The 19,180-nt window shown below is 60.2% G+C and carries 21 protein-coding genes; 2 read left to right on the top strand and 19 right to left on the bottom strand.

Going from position 1 to position 19,180, the window contains the following annotated elements:
* Positions 1–5 precede the first annotated feature (5 nt).
* The 19 genes from mbhE to DAAHT2_RS12685 form a co-directional block, all read right to left on the bottom strand.
* Positions 6–755, bottom strand: a complete 750-nt coding sequence (gene mbhE / locus DAAHT2_RS12775; RefSeq protein ID WP_013164695.1) for a hydrogen gas-evolving membrane-bound hydrogenase subunit E — start codon at positions 753–755, stop codon at positions 6–8.
* Positions 752–1,015 (bottom strand): Na(+)/H(+) antiporter subunit B, encoded by a 264-nt coding sequence (locus DAAHT2_RS12770; protein WP_013164694.1) that lies wholly within the window; start codon positions 1,013–1,015, stop codon positions 752–754. Before DAAHT2_RS12770 ends, mbhE begins: the two co-directional genes overlap by 4 nt.
* Before the next feature lie 20 nt (positions 1,016–1,035).
* On the bottom strand, positions 1,036–1,413 hold the full coding sequence (mnhG, locus tag DAAHT2_RS12765; protein WP_013164693.1) for a monovalent cation/H(+) antiporter subunit G: 378 nt from the start codon (positions 1,411–1,413) through the stop codon (positions 1,036–1,038).
* The gene (locus DAAHT2_RS12760) at positions 1,406–1,765 is read right to left on the bottom strand and encodes an MrpF/PhaF family protein (RefSeq protein WP_013164692.1); all 360 of its coding nucleotides are present in this window, start codon (positions 1,763–1,765) and stop codon (positions 1,406–1,408) included. The genes mnhG and DAAHT2_RS12760 overlap by 8 nt, the downstream gene beginning before the upstream one ends.
* Before the next feature lies 1 nt (position 1,766).
* Positions 1,767–2,243, bottom strand: a complete 477-nt coding sequence (locus tag DAAHT2_RS12755) for a Na+/H+ antiporter subunit E (RefSeq protein ID WP_280983143.1) — start codon at positions 2,241–2,243, stop codon at positions 1,767–1,769.
* Positions 2,244–2,278: 35 nt separating this feature from the next.
* Positions 2,279–2,662: an SgcJ/EcaC family oxidoreductase gene (locus DAAHT2_RS12750; protein ID WP_013164690.1), complete on the bottom strand. Its 384-nt coding sequence runs from the start codon at positions 2,660–2,662 to the stop codon at positions 2,279–2,281.
* Positions 2,663–2,839: 177 nt separating this feature from the next.
* Entirely contained in the window at positions 2,840–4,360 is a 1,521-nt protein-coding gene (locus DAAHT2_RS12745) for an SLC13 family permease (RefSeq protein ID WP_013164689.1), read from the bottom strand.
* 49 nt (positions 4,361–4,409) lie between these two features.
* Positions 4,410–4,949 carry a CBS domain-containing protein gene (locus tag DAAHT2_RS12740; RefSeq protein WP_013164688.1) on the bottom strand — a complete coding sequence of 180 codons (540 nt, stop codon included), beginning with the start codon at positions 4,947–4,949 and terminating at the stop codon, positions 4,410–4,412.
* A 484-nt stretch (positions 4,950–5,433) separates the two neighbouring features.
* Positions 5,434–5,817: a response regulator gene (locus DAAHT2_RS12735; protein WP_013164687.1), complete on the bottom strand. Its 384-nt coding sequence runs from the start codon at positions 5,815–5,817 to the stop codon at positions 5,434–5,436.
* Positions 5,810–8,446 (bottom strand): PEP/pyruvate-binding domain-containing protein, encoded by a 2,637-nt coding sequence (locus tag DAAHT2_RS12730; RefSeq protein WP_013164686.1) that lies wholly within the window; start codon positions 8,444–8,446, stop codon positions 5,810–5,812. Before DAAHT2_RS12730 ends, DAAHT2_RS12735 begins: the two co-directional genes overlap by 8 nt.
* 148 nt (positions 8,447–8,594) lie before the next feature.
* Positions 8,595–9,281 carry a hypothetical protein gene (locus DAAHT2_RS12725; RefSeq protein WP_013164685.1) on the bottom strand — a complete coding sequence of 229 codons (687 nt, stop codon included), beginning with the start codon at positions 9,279–9,281 and terminating at the stop codon, positions 8,595–8,597.
* A 13-nt stretch (positions 9,282–9,294) separates the two neighbouring features.
* Positions 9,295–10,602, bottom strand: a complete 1,308-nt coding sequence (locus tag DAAHT2_RS12720; RefSeq protein ID WP_013164684.1) for a sulfite exporter TauE/SafE family protein — start codon at positions 10,600–10,602, stop codon at positions 9,295–9,297.
* 161 nt (positions 10,603–10,763) lie between these two features.
* On the bottom strand, positions 10,764–11,192 hold the full coding sequence (locus DAAHT2_RS12715) for a response regulator (protein ID WP_013164683.1): 429 nt from the start codon (positions 11,190–11,192) through the stop codon (positions 10,764–10,766).
* Positions 11,193–11,400: 208 nt separating this feature from the next.
* Positions 11,401–12,069, bottom strand: a complete 669-nt coding sequence (locus tag DAAHT2_RS14105; protein WP_013164682.1) for a histidine kinase dimerization/phospho-acceptor domain-containing protein — start codon at positions 12,067–12,069, stop codon at positions 11,401–11,403.
* Between the two features lie 35 nt (positions 12,070–12,104).
* Positions 12,105–12,464 carry a response regulator gene (locus DAAHT2_RS12705; RefSeq protein ID WP_013164681.1) on the bottom strand — a complete coding sequence of 120 codons (360 nt, stop codon included), beginning with the start codon at positions 12,462–12,464 and terminating at the stop codon, positions 12,105–12,107.
* Positions 12,445–14,214, bottom strand: a complete 1,770-nt coding sequence (locus DAAHT2_RS12700) for a sensor histidine kinase (RefSeq protein WP_013164680.1) — start codon at positions 14,212–14,214, stop codon at positions 12,445–12,447. Before DAAHT2_RS12700 ends, DAAHT2_RS12705 begins: the two co-directional genes overlap by 20 nt.
* Entirely contained in the window at positions 14,214–15,485 is a 1,272-nt protein-coding gene (locus DAAHT2_RS12695; protein ID WP_013164679.1) for a response regulator, read from the bottom strand. Before DAAHT2_RS12695 ends, DAAHT2_RS12700 begins: the two co-directional genes overlap by 1 nt.
* Before the next feature lie 46 nt (positions 15,486–15,531).
* Positions 15,532–16,083, bottom strand: coding sequence for a TetR/AcrR family transcriptional regulator (locus tag DAAHT2_RS12690; protein WP_041719886.1), 552 nt, complete (start codon positions 16,081–16,083; stop codon positions 15,532–15,534).
* A 231-nt stretch (positions 16,084–16,314) separates the two neighbouring features.
* Positions 16,315–17,478 (bottom strand): NAD-dependent epimerase/dehydratase family protein, encoded by a 1,164-nt coding sequence (locus DAAHT2_RS12685; protein WP_013164677.1) that lies wholly within the window; start codon positions 17,476–17,478, stop codon positions 16,315–16,317.
* Between the two features lie 228 nt (positions 17,479–17,706).
* Between DAAHT2_RS12685 and modB the strand changes: the two genes are divergently transcribed.
* Both modB and modA read left to right on the top strand, forming a co-directional pair.
* Positions 17,707–18,387, top strand: a complete 681-nt coding sequence (modB, locus tag DAAHT2_RS12680; protein ID WP_013164676.1) for a molybdate ABC transporter permease subunit — start codon at positions 17,707–17,709, stop codon at positions 18,385–18,387.
* Positions 18,384–19,136 carry a molybdate ABC transporter substrate-binding protein gene (modA, locus tag DAAHT2_RS12675; RefSeq protein ID WP_013164675.1) on the top strand — a complete coding sequence of 251 codons (753 nt, stop codon included), beginning with the start codon at positions 18,384–18,386 and terminating at the stop codon, positions 19,134–19,136. Before modB ends, modA begins: the two co-directional genes overlap by 4 nt.
* Positions 19,137–19,180: the final 44 nt, after the last annotated feature.

Raw genomic sequence — 19,180 nt, 5'->3', positions numbered from 1 at the left:
ATTAACTATAAACCTTCATCCAGATCTCCGCCCGAGGCCAGGTCGTAGTAGAGCGACATCATCACCGAAAAGACGGTAATGCCGACCCCCACTTCCACCGCCAGAATACCGTGGGAGCGGGCCATGACCTCGCCCACGCCAAGAATCCCGGCCAAACCGGCATACCCCAGGAAATTCCAGCCCATGGCCAGGCAGACGGCCCCTACCCCGGCATAGAGCAAGACCCCGCCGGCCACGCAAACCAGCACCGCCTGCTCGCGAAAACGCTCGATGGTGAACTTCAGGTTGTAGCAAAGCGCCAGCAGGATAAAGCTGGCCCCGAAAATAACCCCGCCCTGGAAACCGCCGCCGGGACTGTAATGGCCATGTCCCACCACATAGAGGGCGAAGATCTGCATCACCGGAATAATCAACTGGGCCGCGCCCCGCAACACGGTGTCCCGCCCTTCCCGCACCGGCCGGTGCTGCAGCATCTTGCGCCGCTTGCGCGGGGTATGACGCAGGACCACCAGGACGATAAGGGCGGCGGCAAAGACCACCACCGCCTCAAACATGGTATCGTAGCTCCGGTAATCGGCCAGCACCACGGTAACGATATTGGGCGTGGCGGTCTCACCGTAGCCCTGCTCCAGAAAGTCCGGCGACAGGTGAGTGCTGGCCGGCGATGCAGGGTCGGCCCAGTCGGGCAGGTCCACCGCCGCCGCCAGCATGATCACGGCGCAGATCGCCAGGATGACCAGGGTAAGGCGCTTCAATCCTTGCTCCTCCGCTTAACGTACTGGGCGGTGCCCAGGATGATAACCGTACTGATCCCGGCGCCCACCGCCGCCTCGGTAAAGGCCACGTCCACCGCCAGCATTTCCGTCCACATCAGGCAGATCAGAAAGCTGTAGGCGCCGGTGACCACCGCGCAACTGACCAGGTCTTTCAGCGACAGGGCGGCGATGGCGCAAATCACCATCATCAGCAAAATCAGCAGATCAAACTGCCAGAGCAGGCTTGCGTCCCAGGTCATTACGGAATTCCTCTAAACGTTTAAATCTGCCGGTCTTCCCGACGCCGTTCCGCCCCGTCGTAAGGTTCGGCCTCGCCCGACGGTTTGCGCTTGGTCCAGTAGGGAACCTTGGCCTCGTAACCCGCGTCGATAATGGCGTGGGTGGCGGTGGGGCTGGCCAGGAAGACGAAAAAGACGATCAGCGACAGCTTAACGGCGGTCAGTAGCGCCTCACCGCTGAAATCCTGCAGGTAATAGATGATCAGGCCGGCCAGCAACAGGGCGGTGGAGAGCGTGTCTCCCTTGCCCGCGGCATGCACCCGGGTGTAAAAATCGGGAAACCGGAGCAGGCCGACGGTGGTGGCGAAAAAAAGCAGAAAGCCACTGATCATCAGGATAATCACCACCGCATTAAGCATGGGAACCCTCCTTGCCCGCCGGCTTGGCATTTTCCGCCGTGGGCGGGGCCGACGGGGCGGTTTTGGCCTCTTCGGCATCAGCGGCGGCGGGCTGGCTCTGCCGCTGGTAAAAACGGGCGGCGGCGATGGTGGTGATAAAGTTCATCAGGGCGTAAGCCAGGGCGATATCGATGAACATCTCCACCCGGCCGTCAAGGATGCCGACGATGATGATCAGGACCACGGTCTTGATCCCGATGACATTTACCCCCAGGATCCGGTCGATCACCGTGGGACCGGCCACCACCCGAAAGAGGCTCATGAGCATCAGCAACAGCAACGCCACCCCGATACTGATCAGAAACTGCTCCATCTCAGCGCGCCCCCTCTTCAAAGACCCAGGCCACCCAGCGCTCCATCTCACCGGGTCCGTCCCCGGCCAGGTCCCCGGCCGACTGGGTGGTGATGGCATGGACGTAGAAGGTGTCGTCCTGAATCCGGATGGTCACCGTGCCCGGGGTGAGGGTGATGGAATTGGCCAGCACAAAACGGGCAAAATCGGTCTTCAGCACGGTCTTGAAGCTGATCACGTGCGGGTTCATGATCTCCCGGGCCTGTGGCGAGAGCGCCAGGCCGGCAATATGGATATTGGCCAGCACGATCTGCCAGGAAAGCCAGACCACGTAACAGAGAAAGCGACCGATTTCCACCAGCAGGTCACCGAGCTTCTTGGTATGCCCGGAAAAGAGCAGGTCATGGGACAGCCAGGTGACCAGGCCGCTGGAGAGCAAGCCCATGGTCAGGTGAAAAAGGTCAAACTTCCCGGACATGACAATCCAGAAAGCGAACATCACTATGAAAGTGATCACGGCGGACATAACGCGGCCTATTTCTCCGGCATCATGGAAGAGTGGTGCTCGATGATCAACCAATGATCGCCGAACCACTGGTAGACGTAGGTAAAACGACCGGTAACGCTGAAGGGTTCACCATCCGGGGGGCTAAAGTCGAAGGTGTAAACCCCGGAGTTGATGGCGATATCGTTATAAACCCGGATATTGCTTTCGTTGATGGTCCCCTTGGGTTTCTTGGCCAGGAAGTGGACAAAATAATCCCGGATCTCGGCATGATTGTGGCGCACCTGGTTGGAGACGGTGGGCAACAGGATGCCGTTGAAGGCATAGAGGGCGGTAACCCGGTCGGGGTCGCCGCTCTGGATCGCCTCATTCCAGGCATCAAAAAGGGCGCTGATCTCCTGGTCGTATTTCATAGCCTTTCCCTCAGGTGTTTTTCATTAAATATGGAGAATCGTTCAGCAATGACTAATACAGGGTCCACGGGGGTAAGCGGTCACAGGGTGCCGCAGGTTGCGGCAAGCGAGTCGGCGAAGCGTACCTCAGTACGTGAGCCGGCTCGATCGCCGCAAGATGCGGTGCCCTGTGATCGCTTACGGGGTGGGGACCGTGATTGGCATGCCCATCAACGGCCAGATCAAAATCACCGCCAGACCGACCACCGCCATCAGCAGAATCGAGGCCGGAATCCCGTAGGCGAAAAACTCACCGCTGGTAAACTGCTTGGAGTTGTAGGCGATGGCGTTGGGAGCCGCGCCCACCAGCAGCAGAAAGGGCATGCCGGCGGTGACCAGGGCGGCGAAAACAATCACCTCCGGGGCCACCCCCAGATAGGGCGCCACCACCAGGGAAACCGGCACCGAGATGGCGATGGCCGCCACGTTCATGATGAAGTTGGTCATCAGCAGCACGAAGAAGGCCATGGCCATCACGAAGACAAACCAATGCGCATCCTGGAAGAAGCCCAGCCAGTTGATGGCCAGCCACTCGGCGGCCCCGGTCTGCCAGAGACAGAAGCCCATGCTCATGGCGCCGGCAAAAAGCAGGATGATATTCCAGGGCACCGCTTCCAGGTCGTTGATATCAAGAATACCGAGAACAAAGAACAGAATGGTGGAAACCAGCAGGATGGCCGCCTTGTTGAAAGGCTGGAGGGCCGGGACGAAAGACTGGAGGGAGAGGAAAGCAATAACCCCCAGCACAATGATGCCGGCCAGCTTCTCATGGCGGGTCAGCGGCCCCATGGCGGCGTTGAGCTCCCGCGCCTTCTCGCGCAAGCCCGGAATTACCGCCTTTTCCGGCTTGAAGAAGATCATGAAAAAGCCCCAGAGCAGGAAGACCATCAACCAGCCCACCGGGAACATATAAAACGTCAGTTCAAAGAAGGAGATCTCACGGCCGACAATCTCCTGGAAAAAGCCCAGGGCGACAATACCGCGGGCCGCGCCCAGCAGGGTGATGATACTACCGGCCCCGGCCACAAACGCCATGCCCATAAAAAGCCCCTTGCCGAACTTGGTGGGCCGGTCCCCTTCCCCGTAGAGGGCGTAAATGGAGAGCAGCAGCGGGTACATGGTGGCGGCCACCGCGGTATGGGCCATCAGGTGGGTCAACAGGGCGGTGACCACAAAACAGCCCAGATAAATCATGCTGGTGCGCTCACCAACAATATCCAGCATCTTGTAAGCCAGCCGCTTGGTGATTCCCACCTTGGTAAAGACCGCCCCGATCACCAGGGAGCCGAAGATAAAGAGCACCGAGGGGTCCATGAAGTCTTTGAAGGCATCACTGGCCGGGCGGATGAAAAACAGCGCCTGGACCACCCCGATGGTGATCCCGGTCACCCCGATGGGCAGTACCTCAAAGACCCACCAGGTGCCGGCCAGCAAAAAGAGGGCCAGGGCCGCCTTGCCCTGGGGGCTCAAGACAAACTCCTTGCCCATGGGATCGAAGGCGCTGGGCCAGGGCGGGGAAAAATAGACCACACTGAACAGCCCGATCCCCACAAACATGAAAATCCACTTCTTCCAGTTGATTTCCTTAATCTCGGCCGCCAGGCCGACCTTATCATCGTCGACCGCCGCCGCTCCTTGCGAACTTCTCTCTTCAGCCATTTTTACACGTCCTTACAAGGTCTAATTTGAAAATAAAAAAAAACAAAAATCAGGTATCACAACGCTTGACAATGGCGTTGAAAATTTCTTCCAGGCGGATTACCCCCACCACGTAGGAACCATCTTCGGCCAGCACCGGCAGCACGGTTTCGTTGTGGGTCAGCATGATGGAGAGGGCCTTGAAGGCCGACTCCTGCTCCTTGACCGGCGGCGGCAACGGAACCATGAAATCCTTGACGTTGTTGCCGAAACGGCGGTTGCAGGTCTCGAAAAAAGAATCCCCCCACAGGATGGCCAGGTTGGGGAACTCCCCCCGCTTGCCTTCAAAACCGTCGATCACCTGGCCCAGGTTAGGGTCAAGCCCCTTGAGGATGCTCTGCAAGTTGACCCGCCCCACCAGTTGCTGCTTGGCGTCCACCACCAGCATCTCGGAGTAACGCATCCGCTCGTACTCGCCGCAGGTGTACTCCTGTAACGCCCGCACCGCCTCGTGCAGGTTGAGATCCTCGTCGATATGGGGAAAGCGCTTCATCGGGATGAGCAAGCCTTTCACCAGAAAATGTTCTTTACCTTCAGACTCCGCGGTCATGACAGACCCCCTTGCAGTTGAAAAAGTATGGAGAAAAATAAAAAGCCATTAAAAAACGCCGTCATCAAAAAAAGGGGTGATGAGGCGCCAGTAATTCGGATATCCGCGTGGTATTGATGTCACCCCCTCCAGGCAACATTCAAGATGGCAGCCAAAAAACCGACATACCATATCCAGTGCATTATGCCGACCACCGGTCACCGACCGAACATCTCTTCACCGGAGGAGGCCAATGGGCGGCATGGGGGTGTTCTTAATGCTCCCCATAATTGGCTGTCAAGAGGTTTTTTACAGGAACTCTTCCTGGAATCAGTTTTTTTTCGGCCCAAAACAGGCCATCAGGGGGGGATGAAAGGAGAGAGCTAAAGACTGAAAAAACAAAGTGTTATCTTCAGGAAAGAGAGGTGCTTCCGCTATGACTCAAGGGGGCTAAAAAAATTGTAAAAAAAAACGTTACCCTGAAGCACAGTTCCAGGGGCCGTACTCAACCCCGCGCCCTGGCCTCGGCGTGGGCGATGTGAATTTTCTCCACCAGTTCGCCAAGTTCAACCGGCTTCAGGCAGTATTCGCTGGCTCCGGCGGCAATTCCCTGCATCCCGGCGCTGATGGAGGCATGGCCGCTGAGCATGATTACCCCGGTGTTCGGCCACCGTTTTTTGATCCGTACCAGACAGTCTAGGCCGTCAACATCGGGCAGCATCACATCCAGGATCACCACTTCCACCGGCTGCTCGGCCAGGGCCGCCAGGGCCTGGTGGCAGCCTGCGGCGGTGCGCACGCCGAAACCGCGAAAGCGCAGGCGCTGGGCCAGGGCTTCGCGGAAATCCGGCTCATCATCGACAATCAGCAGTTGCAGGGGCTCAAACATTTTTCACCACCGGCTGGGCCAGCAACGACGTCAGCTCACGGTTGATTTTTTGCCGGTAATGGGCCACCATGGCCCGATCCGCCATGACCATATCGATCTGCCGGGTGTGGATCAGCAGATAACCCAACACCTTCAGGCGCTCCAACAGAAACGGCGCCTCCACCTTTTCCAGCCGGGCGGTCAGGGCGTCTTCCTTGCGGGCAACCCGGAAATCGTGACGGCTCAGCACCTCGCCGATCAAATCCAGCCGCAGCAGGCGCCGACGATCGTCGGCCGCCCCCCCCTTGAACTGGAAACTGACGTAGTTTTCCGTGAGCAACTCCGAAATGTGGCTTTCCACCAAGGCGAAATGGTAGCCCAGGCGGATACTGAGGTTACAGAAATTGCGGGAAATCAAAAAATAGCTCCGGGCGTTAAGGTTGGAGCGCACCGCTGGTTCGAGATCGGGATTCATGGTGGAGCGGAAGAGGATGGAGCCAAAGCCCCGCAGGTTCACCGGCGGCGGCCCTTGCCAGGGGAAAGCGGTCATGCCCCGCCACAGGGCCAGCATGGGGGCCGAGCGAATATGCTCCAGGCGAATGAAGGACTCTTGGGGGTCATGCTCGGGGGCAAAACCGTCTTCCAGGTCAATGACCCACCAGGTGAAGGGCGACTGATCCACCAACTGCTTGGCCGCCCCGGCGGCAAAACCCTGGCGGGCGCCGAAGGCGAACATTTCCGCCACCGCCTTTTCGTGGCAGTAGCGGGTAATATCATGCAGGGTGCGGCAATTCTCGGGGCGAAAGAACGGTGAGGCGGGGTCGATCAAATTCAGCGGCGTGATCAGGGCGGCGGCGTGGCGCAAAACCTCATGCACCGGACTACCGATCATCAGCTTCGGCGGCGGCGGCACCTGGTTAAGCAGCTCCTGCCGCCGACCGGCATGGACCCGCAAGCCGGTGGCATCGACGGTAACTTCACTACCAGGCTCCAGCTTGGCCAGGGCTCCCTGGAGGCCGAAAATGGCCGGCACCCCGAACTCCCGGGCCACGGTGGCAAGATGTGCCGCACTCTCGCCGGTTTCACTGAGTACCGCTGCCGCCCGGGGCAGCACCACCGCCCATTCCGGCAAAGGATGGGCCGCCAGCAGCACCGCGCCCCGGGGAAACTGCAGCAGATCCTCCTCGCGCTGCACCGGGTACACCGGGCCGGCCGCCACCCCCGGCGCCACACAGTTCCCTCCCCGCAGCAGGATATCGGCCGGCGGCGAAGTGCTTTCGTCCCGCAAAGCGGCCTTCCCGGCAGCCTCGTGCGTCGCTCGGCCCGGCGTTTGCGCGACGGATTCGGCTGCCGGACCCGGGCTGTCGACGGGCGAGACCTCACTGGCGGCACCGCTTAGACCAGCTCCCCCCAAGGGCCGGGACTGCAACAGGTAAATCCTGCCATCCCGCCCCAAAGACCACTCGATATCCTGGGGGGAGCCGAAATGCTCTTCCAGGCGCACAGCGATCCCGGCCAGCTCCGCCAACCGCTCTTCGGACAGCAGTTCATCAGGAGTGTCACCCTGCTGCTGAGCGGTTAGCAGCTCTCGGGACACCCGGTAACGGCGTGCGGCCGCCCGGCCGCTGACCACCTGATCGGCCAAGCCCGGGGCGGCGGTGATCTCCACCCACCGGCCACGCAAATCTTCCGGCGGGCGGCTGTACATCACCCCGCTGACCGCTCCGTCCACCATGGTCAGGCAACCGACGCACATGATTACATCCTGATGCCGAAAGCCTCGCTGCAGGCGATAAATCATGGCCTGGGGCCGATACTTGCCGGCCACGATCTCCTTGTAAGCGGTGAGCAGGGAGGCGGCATCCACCTGCAAGCGACTGCGATACATGCCGGCAAAGGAACTGCGGCTGCTGTCCTCGCCCAAGGCGCTGGAGCGCATGGCCACCAGGATGGCCCGCTTTTTCCCACCGGCCAGGCGGGCATGGTGTTCCAGAATCTGCGCTTCCAGGTCGGCGGGCAAAGGGGCTTCGACAATCAGGCGCTCAATGGCGGCGCTGACGGCGTAAACTTCGGCCAAGCGATCGGGATTGAGGGAAGTCAGGCGGCGGTTGATTTCCACCTGCAGGTTGCTGGCGGCAAAAAAGTGGCGGGTGGCGGCGGCGGTGATCACAAAGCCCTCGGGAGTAGGCAGGCCGATGCGGTTGCGGATCTCGCCCAGGTTGGCCATTTTTTCCCCGGCCTCATCGGCCCGGTGGCGATCCAGGGCGGCCAGGGGCAGGATAAAATCGTCCCCGGCCAGTTTCGGCTCCCGGGTCATGATCTCTTCCAGCTCGCCGGTAATCCGTGCAAACGGAGGGCGAAGTCGCCCATATCGCTCCCCGCCCAAAGCCACCAGCAGGTTGATCATCTTCAGCACGTTGGCCCCCAGGGCCGTGCAGTGCCCCCGGACAAAGGCCATGCTGAAGGGACGCCCGCCGGCCAAAGCCTGGTCGATTTCAGCCATCAGTTCCAGGGCGTTGTTGTTGGCCGTAAGCAGCGAACGGAACTCACGATACTGACGACGAAAAGCCACCTTCAGCTCGGCTGCGGACAACACCGGCCGCTTTTCTTCCAACCCCAACCATTCCTTGAGACGCCAAAAAAGACTCATGATTTCCTTCAAGCACAAATCAAAACCCATAACAAGCGGAAAACGCGCTGCAGTACCGCAGATTGCGGCAAGCAGCCCGGCGCCGCGTACCCCGGTACGCAAGCCGGGCTGATCGCCGCAAGATGCGGTGCTGCAGCGCGTTTTCCCTTTAGTGCTCAAGCTTGATCCCCCACCCTTCGAACATGAAGAGGATGGCAAAGCCGAACCACAGGGTATAGAACACGTAACCGGCCAGCGAGAGCACCACCGTCCCCGCCTTGTTGCGGATGGGCTCGGCCTCGATTTCGTAATAGTTGTAAGCCGGCTCCACGCCGCGGGTCATGGCATCGTAGAAGACCTTGGCCTCGGCGAACTTGTGCTGGCGGTTCAGGTCATCCTGACCGGTTTTCAAGGCGTTCCACCAATCGTAAACCACCAGGCGTTCATGGATGCCGTACCTGGCGGCAATGGCAGTGCCGTCGTTGTGATACATCCGGTCGGCATCCTCCAGGATCGCGACCAGCAGGCGGCCCATATCGCCGCTGACCTGCAGGGTGGTACCTTCCTGTTCCACCCGGGCCCCGATCATTTCAAAGTTTTTGGCCGTCCGCGCCGCCTGTTGCTGGTCTTTGGCGGCCACCGCGAAGGTTATTTCCCGGCCCTGGTAGGCCCTTACCCGCTCCTGGGCGCCGGGGATATAGTAGGCTGAATTCTTGGAAATCGAATTATAAAGATTATCCATGTAATCCAGCAGGTTGCTGCCGGCAAAGACCGGCGACATGAGAACGACGAAAACACCCCAGAAACCGATGAACAACACCAGTCCCAGGCTGAATTCCTTTTTGTTGGCAATCATTGCACTTCCCTCCTTAAACCTGCTCGTTGGAATGGGTTGTCAACGGCCCGGTCTTCAGGGCCTTGATATTGACCACAAAGGTACCGATAACCCAAATCGAAAAGATTGTAATAACGACAAAAAATAAATAGATCCCGATCTGCTCCAGGATATAGCCGGTGCGGGCGGTGATATCGAGATACCCCAAAGCCGCCAGCTTGCTGGGCAGAGCAAAGGCCCGGTTAACAAAGCCGGAGAGCACCGCCACCGCGTAAAAGCCGCGGATGGTTGATCCCGGCACCACCTTGGTAACCACCGAGCCGATCTGGATGCCGATCAGGGAGCCCAGCAGCATGCCCATGGCCAGGGTGTAAAAGATAAAGCCGTAAATGGCGTACTGTCCCAGGCCGGCGTAACCGGCGGTAAAGATAATCTGGAAGATGTCGGTGCCCACGGTGGTGGAAGAGGACACCCCCAGGATGTAAACAAAGATCGGGAAGGTGAGAAAACCACCGCCCACCCCCATGATGGCCGCGGCCAGGCCCACCACTACACCGCTGATGACCAGAAACAGGGCCGAGATCTTGCGCCCGCCGGGCACCACGCCCTGATCGAAGTGGATCATGGGCGGAATATTAACCCCTTGAATCTTCTGGCTCAGGGCGGTCATGCTTTCGGTGTCCTTTTGCGCCTGCCCTTCGGCGGTGGCCAGGGTGGAAGCCTTGCGGGACTGCAGGAAATCAGCCAGGGCGTAAAAGCCCAGAAAGCCCAGCATGAAGACATAAACGGTGGTGATGAAGGCATCACTGAGCACCGGGTTGAGTTCATACAGGGTGCGGTTGATCAACCCGCCCACGGTGGCGCCACCGATGGCGCCGATCAGGAAGGTCACCGCCAGGGCCACCGAGATGTTGCCCAGCTTGCGATGGAGCACGCTACCCATGATCGCCTTGGCGAAGATGTGAAACAGGTCGGTGCCCACCGCCATGATCCCCTTGACCCCGGCGCTCATCAGGGCCGGAGCGATGATGAAGCCGCCGCCGGCGCCGATGCAGCCGGTGATCAGGCCGGCTCCCAGACCTACGCCGATGGAGGCAAAAAAGATGGTGGGGGTATAAAAGGCCGGAGAATAGGCCATCTTACCGCCGAGGATGGCCGGCAAGGCACCAACCAGTTCGTCGGCCCAGGCCACCCCGCCCAGAATGATGGGCAGCAGCAGCAGCCCCAGCAACAACAGCCGCCGGCGATCACCCAGAATCCGGTCGGACATCTTTTTTTCCCACTGGGCGTGGGCCCTGGCGCCGGCCATCATGAACTGGCCGACTTGTTTGAATGCACTCATGGTTAACAACCCTCCTTGAATTATGGTTACTACCCTTAACTTGCGACCTTGGCGCCGGGCAGGAGCAGCAACAACCAAACTGAGCAATCAGTCAGTTTTTGCTGGTCACTAAAAAAAAGCGCCGACCGCACCTTAACTGTGCCAATGTTTGGCTAAACCGTTTACCAGGCCTTGTTGCCGATAATCTCCTTGATCTGGCTTTCGCTGGCCGCCGTGACCAGCACCATCTTCCGGGCTCCGGCTTCCTTGATTTTCCTGGTCAGCTCATCGATATCCGCAGGTTTTTCCAGTAGATCCATGGCCCCCATTTTCATCGCCTGCACCCCTTTCTCCACCGTGGCCTTGCCGGTGAGCAGGATCACCTGGAGCTGAGGGTTGCGCTTCTTGATTTCCTCCAGCGCCGCCAGGCCGTCCATGCCCGGCATCTGCAGGTCCAGGACAATGGCGTCGTAAGAGTCCACATCCTCGCGCTGCAAGGCCTCAACGGCGGAAGTGGCGGTACTCACCTCCATCTGCCGGGAGCGCATCCGAGCGGCCAGGGTTTCCACAAATTCTGCCTCATCATCGATCAATAAAATTTTCTCCGCCATGACTGATCCTCCTTATGGCATGGATTTACGTAACCGTTCAGCAGCACCGCACCTTCGGGCGATCAGCCAGGCTTGAGTACCCGGTGTACGCGGCGCCTGGCTGCTTGCCCGAATCTGCAGCACTGCTGAACGGTTACGGCCCGTTAAACCGGCAGGTTAGTACCCCTGGTGAACGGTTATGGATTACTACCTTGCGACCACCGCACAATCACGGCAGCAGCAACACAAAATGCTGTTCATCGGGATTTAATTCAAATTGCCAAGCCAGTTGCGCCAGCAATTCAAGTTCCGCCGGACCGGGAAATTCCGGGCCGCCCACCGGGGTTGGCGCCGCCGTCTGCCAGCGCAGTTCCACCCGGCCACCGCTCTTCTTTTCAGGCCGGGCAGCCACCGTCAGCTGCAACCGAGCCCCGTTGCCCGCCGCTGCCAATACGGCCGACAACCCTCGCCATAAAAACTGCAGCAGGCGAAAGTGGCTGGTCTGCACGGTCACCTCCGGCGCCTCCGCCAGCACCTCCAGGGTTGCCCCCCGGCCGGCCAACATGCGGTCGGCCAGTTCGGCCAGCAGCCGGCACGACTCGCCCAGCTCCACCGCCTCCGACTCCCGATCCACACTGTGGGCAAAACGGTTAAGGCGCCGAACAATGGCATCGGCCCGCCGTACTTGCCGGTCCACAGCCCGGGTCGCCTCCCGCACCTGGTCGGGAGCCAGCGGCAGAGCCTCGGCCTGCGCCCGCCCGGCACGGTCATCCAGCAACCCGGCGGTTTCCTTGATAATGGCCAGCACGTTTTTAATTTCATGGCTGACCGCCGCGCTTACCTCACCGCAAAACCGTGGCCCTGCCAAGTCGCCGTCCACTCGTTTATCCGTCATCATACAGCCTCCGTTGTTCCCCGGCCGGGGATAAAGCGTCACTTCGCCAATTCACGGAGCCGGTCGATCAGCTGACTGATATCCACCGGTTTTAGCAAAAAGTAATCCGCGCTGCCGATTTCGCCGATGCCGCTGGTGAAGGTGCTGAGCGAGCCATGGCCGCTCATAAAGATGAAACGCAGGGCGGGGAATGCCGCCGCCAGCTGCTTTTTCAACTCGATCCCGCCAATTCCCGGCATCTTGAGGTCAATCACCGCCACGTCGTAAGCCTGGTTGCGAGCCAGTTCCAGGGCTTGCTCGCCGGATCTCGCCCAATCGGCGGCCAGCCCCCTCAGCTGCAACCTCTCAGCCAGGGCCGAAACCAGTTCCTCCTCGTCGTCAACCAGTAAAATCCGCATCCTGCTCCTCGTCGTTTTCGGCCCTATCTTGGCCCTGCAAAGGCAGGGTAATGAAAAATCTGGTGCCGGCATCGGCCATGCTTTCCACCCGGATCGTGCCCCGCAGCTCGCGCACCAGCCCGTAAGTAACAAACAGCCCCAAGCCGGTACCCTCATCCTTGCTTTTGGTGGAGAAAAAGGGCTCGAACACCTTCTTCAAATCCGCTTCGGCAATACCACAACCGTCATCGGTGACGGTGATCAGCACCCGCTCGGTGTCCGGGCGGCTACCGGTGATATAGAGATGCCCCCTGTCCTCCATGGCGGCAAAGGCGTTGCCCACCAGGTTGAGAAAAATTTGCTGCAGCTTGTTACGATCGCTGGTCAGGACGGGCAGTTCCGGGTCAATCTCCACCCCGACGGTGATATTGCGGTGGGCCGCCTCTTTGCCGTGAAACTCCAGAACCTCTTGCACCACCTCGGCCAGCTCGACCGGTTCCAGTTTAATCTCACCGGGCCGGGCAAAACCCAGCAGGCGGCGGGTAATGCCGGCACAGCGAGCCACCGCCCGGTGAATAGATTCCACCTGGCTCAGCAATTTTTCCTTGGGCGGAGGTGCATCACCGGCCCGGGTCAGCAGGTCGGCCAGTAACCCCGCCTTTTCGTTGATGATGGCCAAAGGGTTATTGATCTCATGGGCCACCCCGGCGGCCAGCCGCCCCAGCGAGGCCAGCTTGTTGGCCCGAGCCGCCTCGCGCAGGGCCGTGGCCCGATCCCGGTCGGCCCGGTAGATATCGCCCACCAGGTTGGTGGCCACCCCCAGGGTCACCAGGACAATCAGCAACACCGCGCCAACCAGAAAAAGGACCACCACCAACCTGGTCGAAAGCCAGGGCTGCAACAGTTCCGCCTTCTCCCCAATGGCCAGCAGAATAAACGGGGAACCGGGGATATAGGCATAGCCCATGACCAACGCTCGTCCCTGCCGGTCTGCGATGGTCGCCACCCGGGTATCCTCGGCATAAGCCGGAATCGCCAGGGGGAAGCGGTCCAGCACCTCACCATGGGCCAGGGTCGGGGTCTGAATCACCCCTTCCCGGTTAATCAGAAACGAATCCCCGAAACTGCTCTCCCGAATGTGGGCCAGCTGCTCGTTGAACCAGACGGTATTCAAAGTGGCCCGGAGCACGAAAAAGGAACCGTCCTCCTTTTCCCGCTTCACCGCGATCACCATGTGCGGCTCGGCCCTGAAACCCAGGTAGACGTCACTGACATGGCTGCCGGCGGCCACCACTTCGCGAAACCAGGGTTCGTCGCGGTAATCCCGGTCTTTCAGGGCGTAAGGGCCGATATAGCGAATCTGCCGGCCTTCGGCATTAAACAGCCCGAGATCGGTAAAACCGCCGATGGAACTGCCCAGGTTGGCCAGGATCCCGGCCAAGCGCCGGTCATCGTTGAGCTCGGCAAAGCCGTACTCCCGGACCACGAACTGCAACGCCGCCTGTCGCTCTTCCAGGAAGAAGGCCACCGTTCGCTTGGTGTTGGAGACCAGCCGATCGGTGCGCAGCACAATCTCGTTTTCGCTGTACTGGCTGGTCACCTGGTAGTCAAACCAGGCCAGGGCCAGCAGCGGCAGCAGGGCTACGCAAAGCATCAGCACCACCGCCCGTTTCCAGATCCGGCGAAAGTCGAAGTGGGGCCGGTCGCCGGCGTCGCCGCTGGCCCCCTGGTCCCAAAACACCGGTTTTTTCAGTCGCCACCTGCTCATCATCAGGCCCGGTCGGCCTCCCGGCTCGCCTGGACCTTTTGATGGGCCTCCTGCAGGCGGGCCTCAAGCTCGTCGATATCCACCGGCTTGCGCAGGTAAGCCAAAGCACCCAGTTCCAGGCAGGTCCGCCGGTCATCCTCGGAGCCGTGGCCGGTGAGGATAATGACCTCCACCTCGGGGCGAATCTTTTTCACCCGGCGCAGGACCTCAATGCCGTCGATGCCCGGCATTTTCAGATCCAGCACCAGCACCTCGGGCTCGTCATCGATGAGCATCTCCAAGGCCGATTGGCCGTCGTGGGCCACCGCCGCCCCCACGTCCCGGAACAGCAACCGCTCCGACAGGGTCTGGACAAACTCCCGCTCGTCATCCACCAGCAGTACCTTGGAAGGGGTGCCGCGATCATGCTTGCGATAAATCTCGGCCTGGCGATCATGGGGCACCCCGGGGTCCACTTCCACGGACACCTCCGCCACCCCCGGCAACTCGCCCAGCATCGCCTGCACTTCATCCCGCAGACGGTTGAACATCAGAACTTTTCTGGTGATCCGCACGGTAAGCCGCCCCTGTTGGGCCGCCACCTCGCCGTCATGGCCGGCTTCCACCAAGGCCACCCCGGCTTGAGCGGCCAGCTGGAAATCCGCCAGGGCCTGCCGTGATTCTTCGGTGGGCTGCACCGCCGACCGCTGCAACTGCCGGCCGATCAGCGCCGCCGCCTCCTCGACCCCGGTTTCCGCCATGGGCAGCAACATATCGTATAGCTCCGCCGCCCAAGGGTCTTCATGGCCCCGCAGGGCCTGAACCCAATGGGCCTTGGCGGTATCGGCGGCGGTGATTCGCCGCCGGGCCTCGGTTTCTGTGAGGTTTTCGGCCGCCATGGCCTGCTGCAGCCGGAACGGCAGTTCGGCAATCAGGCAAACCCTTAAATAATGACTGATTTCCCGGGGCAACAGGTGCGCCACATTGCCGGCCAGCAGCAGCCCGGATGACCCAAGTTGTTCAGCCAGGGCCCGCCGCAGCCAGGCCAAGGCGCCGCCCTTTTCATGGGTAAATTTCTCAAAGACCGAATCCTTGGCCGAGAAGGCCCGCTCAATGGCGCCAGGCGACATTCCCGACAAGCGGGCGGCTTCCTTTACCAACACCCGGTCATCGACGACCCGGCAGCCGGTGTCCTGTCGCAGGGCCGCCAGCACTTCGTCGCCCCGGCAAAAATCACCGCTGAACACCGCCAGTCCCACCCCGGCCACTTTTTGCTCTTTGGCATCATTACGCATATTCTTTCCCCGGCAAGCGATTAACCACCCGGCCTGATTCAGTTAACTAACGGCTCAGCATACGCTGGACCGAGTCCACCAGCTCGTCGTACAGCGACCCCGGCTGGTAAAGACGGTAGGTGCCGATCCGCACCAGCCCGTCGACCATGGTAAAGATCAGCAACGCCGTCTTGTGGGCCGGAAGCTCCCGGATGGAGCCATCTTCCTGGCCCCGGCGGATGGCCTGCTCGAAGGTGCCGGCGAAAAAATCATAAATATCCTCGAGATGCCGCCGGCAGTTAGGATTTTCCTCGGCCAGCTTGTAGGGATAATGCCGGTGCAGCAGCAAGAAACGCTCCTCCATCCGGGCGGCCAGGCCCAGGTAAAACCCCACCAGCCCTTTCACCATGGCCAGCCCGTCGGCAAATTCCTGCCCGGCCAGAAAATCGCGACTCTCCTGGATCAATTGCTCTTTGAACTTCTCCAGCACCGCAACAAAAAGATCTTCCTTGGTTTTGTAATGGTAAAAGACCGTGCCGTCGGCCACCCCGATCATCTTGGCGATGTCGCCAATGGCGGTTTCCCGGAAACCCTTCTCGGCAAAAAAAACGGTGGCCATTTCCAAAATGGCCTCCTTGCGGGTGGGCCCGCTTTTTCTGCTCCTGCGCGTTTTGACCATTGTTACCCCTGAACACCGTAAGCGATCGCTGTTACCCGACCGCCAAAAACAACCTGAGCAGTCAGTCAGTAACTCTTTGTTAAGTAGTGAGATACACCCGGCGCCAACGGCTGTCAATACTTTTTTGACTGATGAGTCAGTTTGTTTCTTGTTGACCGGCTGCAGCCCCCCTCAGGACGGCTCCGAGTCCCCCAGCAATGGTCGGCCGACCTCCTCGTCCAGCTCTTTGAGCAGGCTTTGCGGGTCCCGGGTAAACTCCTCCCCCCGCTGGCGGCAGGCAAAAAAATCCTGGTTGTAGGTGGTAATCAGGTTAAGGGCCTCCCAGCGGGAAAGATAATACTCCAGCAGGTGGGGCAATTCGGTGAACACCGTGGCTTCCGGTTTGGGGTCGACGAAGCTGGAACTCTGCAGCCGCCGGGATGAGAGGGTCTGGGTCTGATAAAAATTTTCCATGAACAGCAGTTCCGCCGGCATCCGGGCCTCAATGCCGATCCGCCCCAGCAGCCGGGTTATCCCCCGCATCACCCCGGCACCAAAGCGGGCCAAGGGGTAAGGCAGATAAATTTCCCGCGGCCTTTTCAATTCCAGGTAAGACTTGATGGTGATGATCAACTCGCTGAGCGATACCGGCAAAGGGTCGACAAAATGCCAGGTCTTGCCGCTGAACTCCTCCCGGTGGCGCAGCACGTGGTGCACAAAGGGGGGTACCTTTTTGGCGTTGGAGTAGGAATGAATCGCCTGCCGGTTGGTAAAGAGCAGCGGCATGGTCTGGTCGGCGATGGAAAAAAGCAGCCGGTGGAAGCCCTGCACCTTGTGATCATGGGCGCCGTAAACCACTGCCAGGCGGATATTGGTGTAATCAAGACCGTACTTTCGGTGCAACTCGGCCAGGGCCAGCTCGGCCAGCAGTTTGGACTTGGGGTAGTTGGGCAAATCGGGGGTCAGTTCCAGGTGATCATCTTCGGTAAGATTTTCGCCGGGGGGCAACACCGCCGCCGAGCTGAAATGGATATAAGGGATCTTGAGCTCCAGGGCCGCCCGGGCCAGGTAGATGGTGCCCAGGTAGTTGGTCTCGTAGGCCAGCAGCGGGCTGGAATCAAGGGCGGTGATGGCGCAATTGACGATAAACTCGGGGCGGAAGCGCTGGAGCCAGGCGCGGATATCTTCCGGGTCGCGCAGGGAAAGTTGTTTGCTGTTGGGGGCCAGCAGTTCAAACTCGCAATCGGCCTGTTTTTTGAAGTAGTGGAGAATGCCACCGCCGATCAGGCCGGAGCCCCCCACCAGCAGGCCGGTCTTGATCACGTTGCCCAAACAGGTAAATCCCCCCCGTTCCATGCTAACCCTCCTTACGATGACTTATGGCCCAACATCTTACGTCGTTGACGCCACATAGTCAACGCCAGTGAAAACCATATGCAAAAGGGCTTGCCACAATCGTTATGCACTAATAAATATGACGACATGGACCAAGGATCATCCAGACATATTTTACAGGAGCTGAGCCTGGAAATGGGCGAGGAATACAGCGAAGCCATATCAACAGAGCGCCAACCGGGTTAGATCATGCTTGCAGCATCATTCTGGATTCCCTTGCAACTCACCCTGCGGGTGGCCACTTTAGCCACCCTGATCGCCTTGATTTTCGGGGTGCTGCTGGCCTGGATCATCCATCGCTTCCGCTTTCCCGGCCGCGACGGGCTGGATGCCCTGCTTACCCTGCCCATGGTTTTGCCACCCACGGTGCTGGGCTACTACCTGATCGTCCTGGTGGGCCGCAACGGGGTGCTCGGTCGCTGGCTGGAGTCTACCTTCGGAATAACCTTGATGTTCACCTGGCAGGGGGCGGTGCTGGCCGCGGCGGTGGTGGCTTTTCCCCTGGTCTTCAGGGCGACCCGGGCCGCCCTGGAAAATGTGGGCCGCAATTGTGAAGACGCGGCTCGAACCCTGGGCTGCAGCGAGTGGCAGGTTTTCTTACGAATTTCGCTGCCCCTGGCCAGGCGCGGAATCATGGCCGGAACCATGCTGGCTTTTGCCCGGGCCATGGGCGAGTTCGGCGCCACCCTGATGGTCGCCGGCAACCTGCCCGGCCGCACCCAGACCCTCTCCCTGGCCGTCTACAGCGCGGTCCAGGCCGGAGATGACAGCCTGGCCAACCAACTGGTCCTGCTCCTGTCCGTGGTCTGCGTAGCCATTCTCTGGGCCGCCAACCGACTGGGCCAGCCCAAATGGGAGGTCAAGGGTTGAAAAAGATTAAGGCATTATTATTCGGTGGCATTCTTTTATTCCTGCCGGCCGCACCGGCCGCCGCCCAGGAACTGCTGGTGTCCACCGCCGCCTCACTGAGCAATGCCATGAACAGCGTCAAGGCGGAGTTCGAACAACTCAACCCCGGCGTGCGGGTAACCGTCAACTACGCCTCTTCCGGGGCCCTTTTCCGCCAGATCAAACAGGGCGCGCCAGTGGATGTGTACGCCTCCGCCAACCCGCAATGGATGAACGAAGCTGTCCAAGGCGGTTTCGTCCAGGGGGATGAGGCGGTAATCTTTGCCCACAACACCCTGGTCCTGGCGGTTCCGGCGGCAAACCGGGCGGCGGTGGCCAAAACCGAGGATCTCAAAGGAGAGCGGGTACGGCGGATCGGAGTGGGAACCCCGACAACCGTTCCGGCGGGCGCCTATGCCAAGACCGCTCTTACGGACTTGGGACTTTGGGAGGAATTGCTGCCCAAACTGATTTTCGCCGAGAACGTGCGCCAGGTTCTCGACTACGTCCGGCGCGGGGAAGTGGACGCCGGGCTGATGTACGCCACCGACGCCGCCCGGGGCGGGGAGCGGGTCAAGGTGGTGGCCACCCTGTCCCTGCCCCAACCGGTGAGCTATTCTGTTGCATCGCTCAAGGATAGCCGGGAGCCCGAGCTGGCCGGCAGGTTTGTGCAGTTCATCCTTTCCGACCAGGGTCAGGAAATCCTGGCCGGGCACGGCTTCAAAAGGTAAAATCGCCACTACAGCTTTGCCCTCGTCCAAAATCCAGAGCTGTG

The organism is Desulfurivibrio alkaliphilus AHT 2 (genome assembly GCF_000092205.1).
GTDB classification, from domain to species: Bacteria; Desulfobacterota; Desulfobulbia; order Desulfobulbales; family Desulfurivibrionaceae; genus Desulfurivibrio; species Desulfurivibrio alkaliphilus.
Note: the sequence above shows the minus strand (reverse complement) of the source record. Positions and strands in the feature narration are given on the sequence as shown.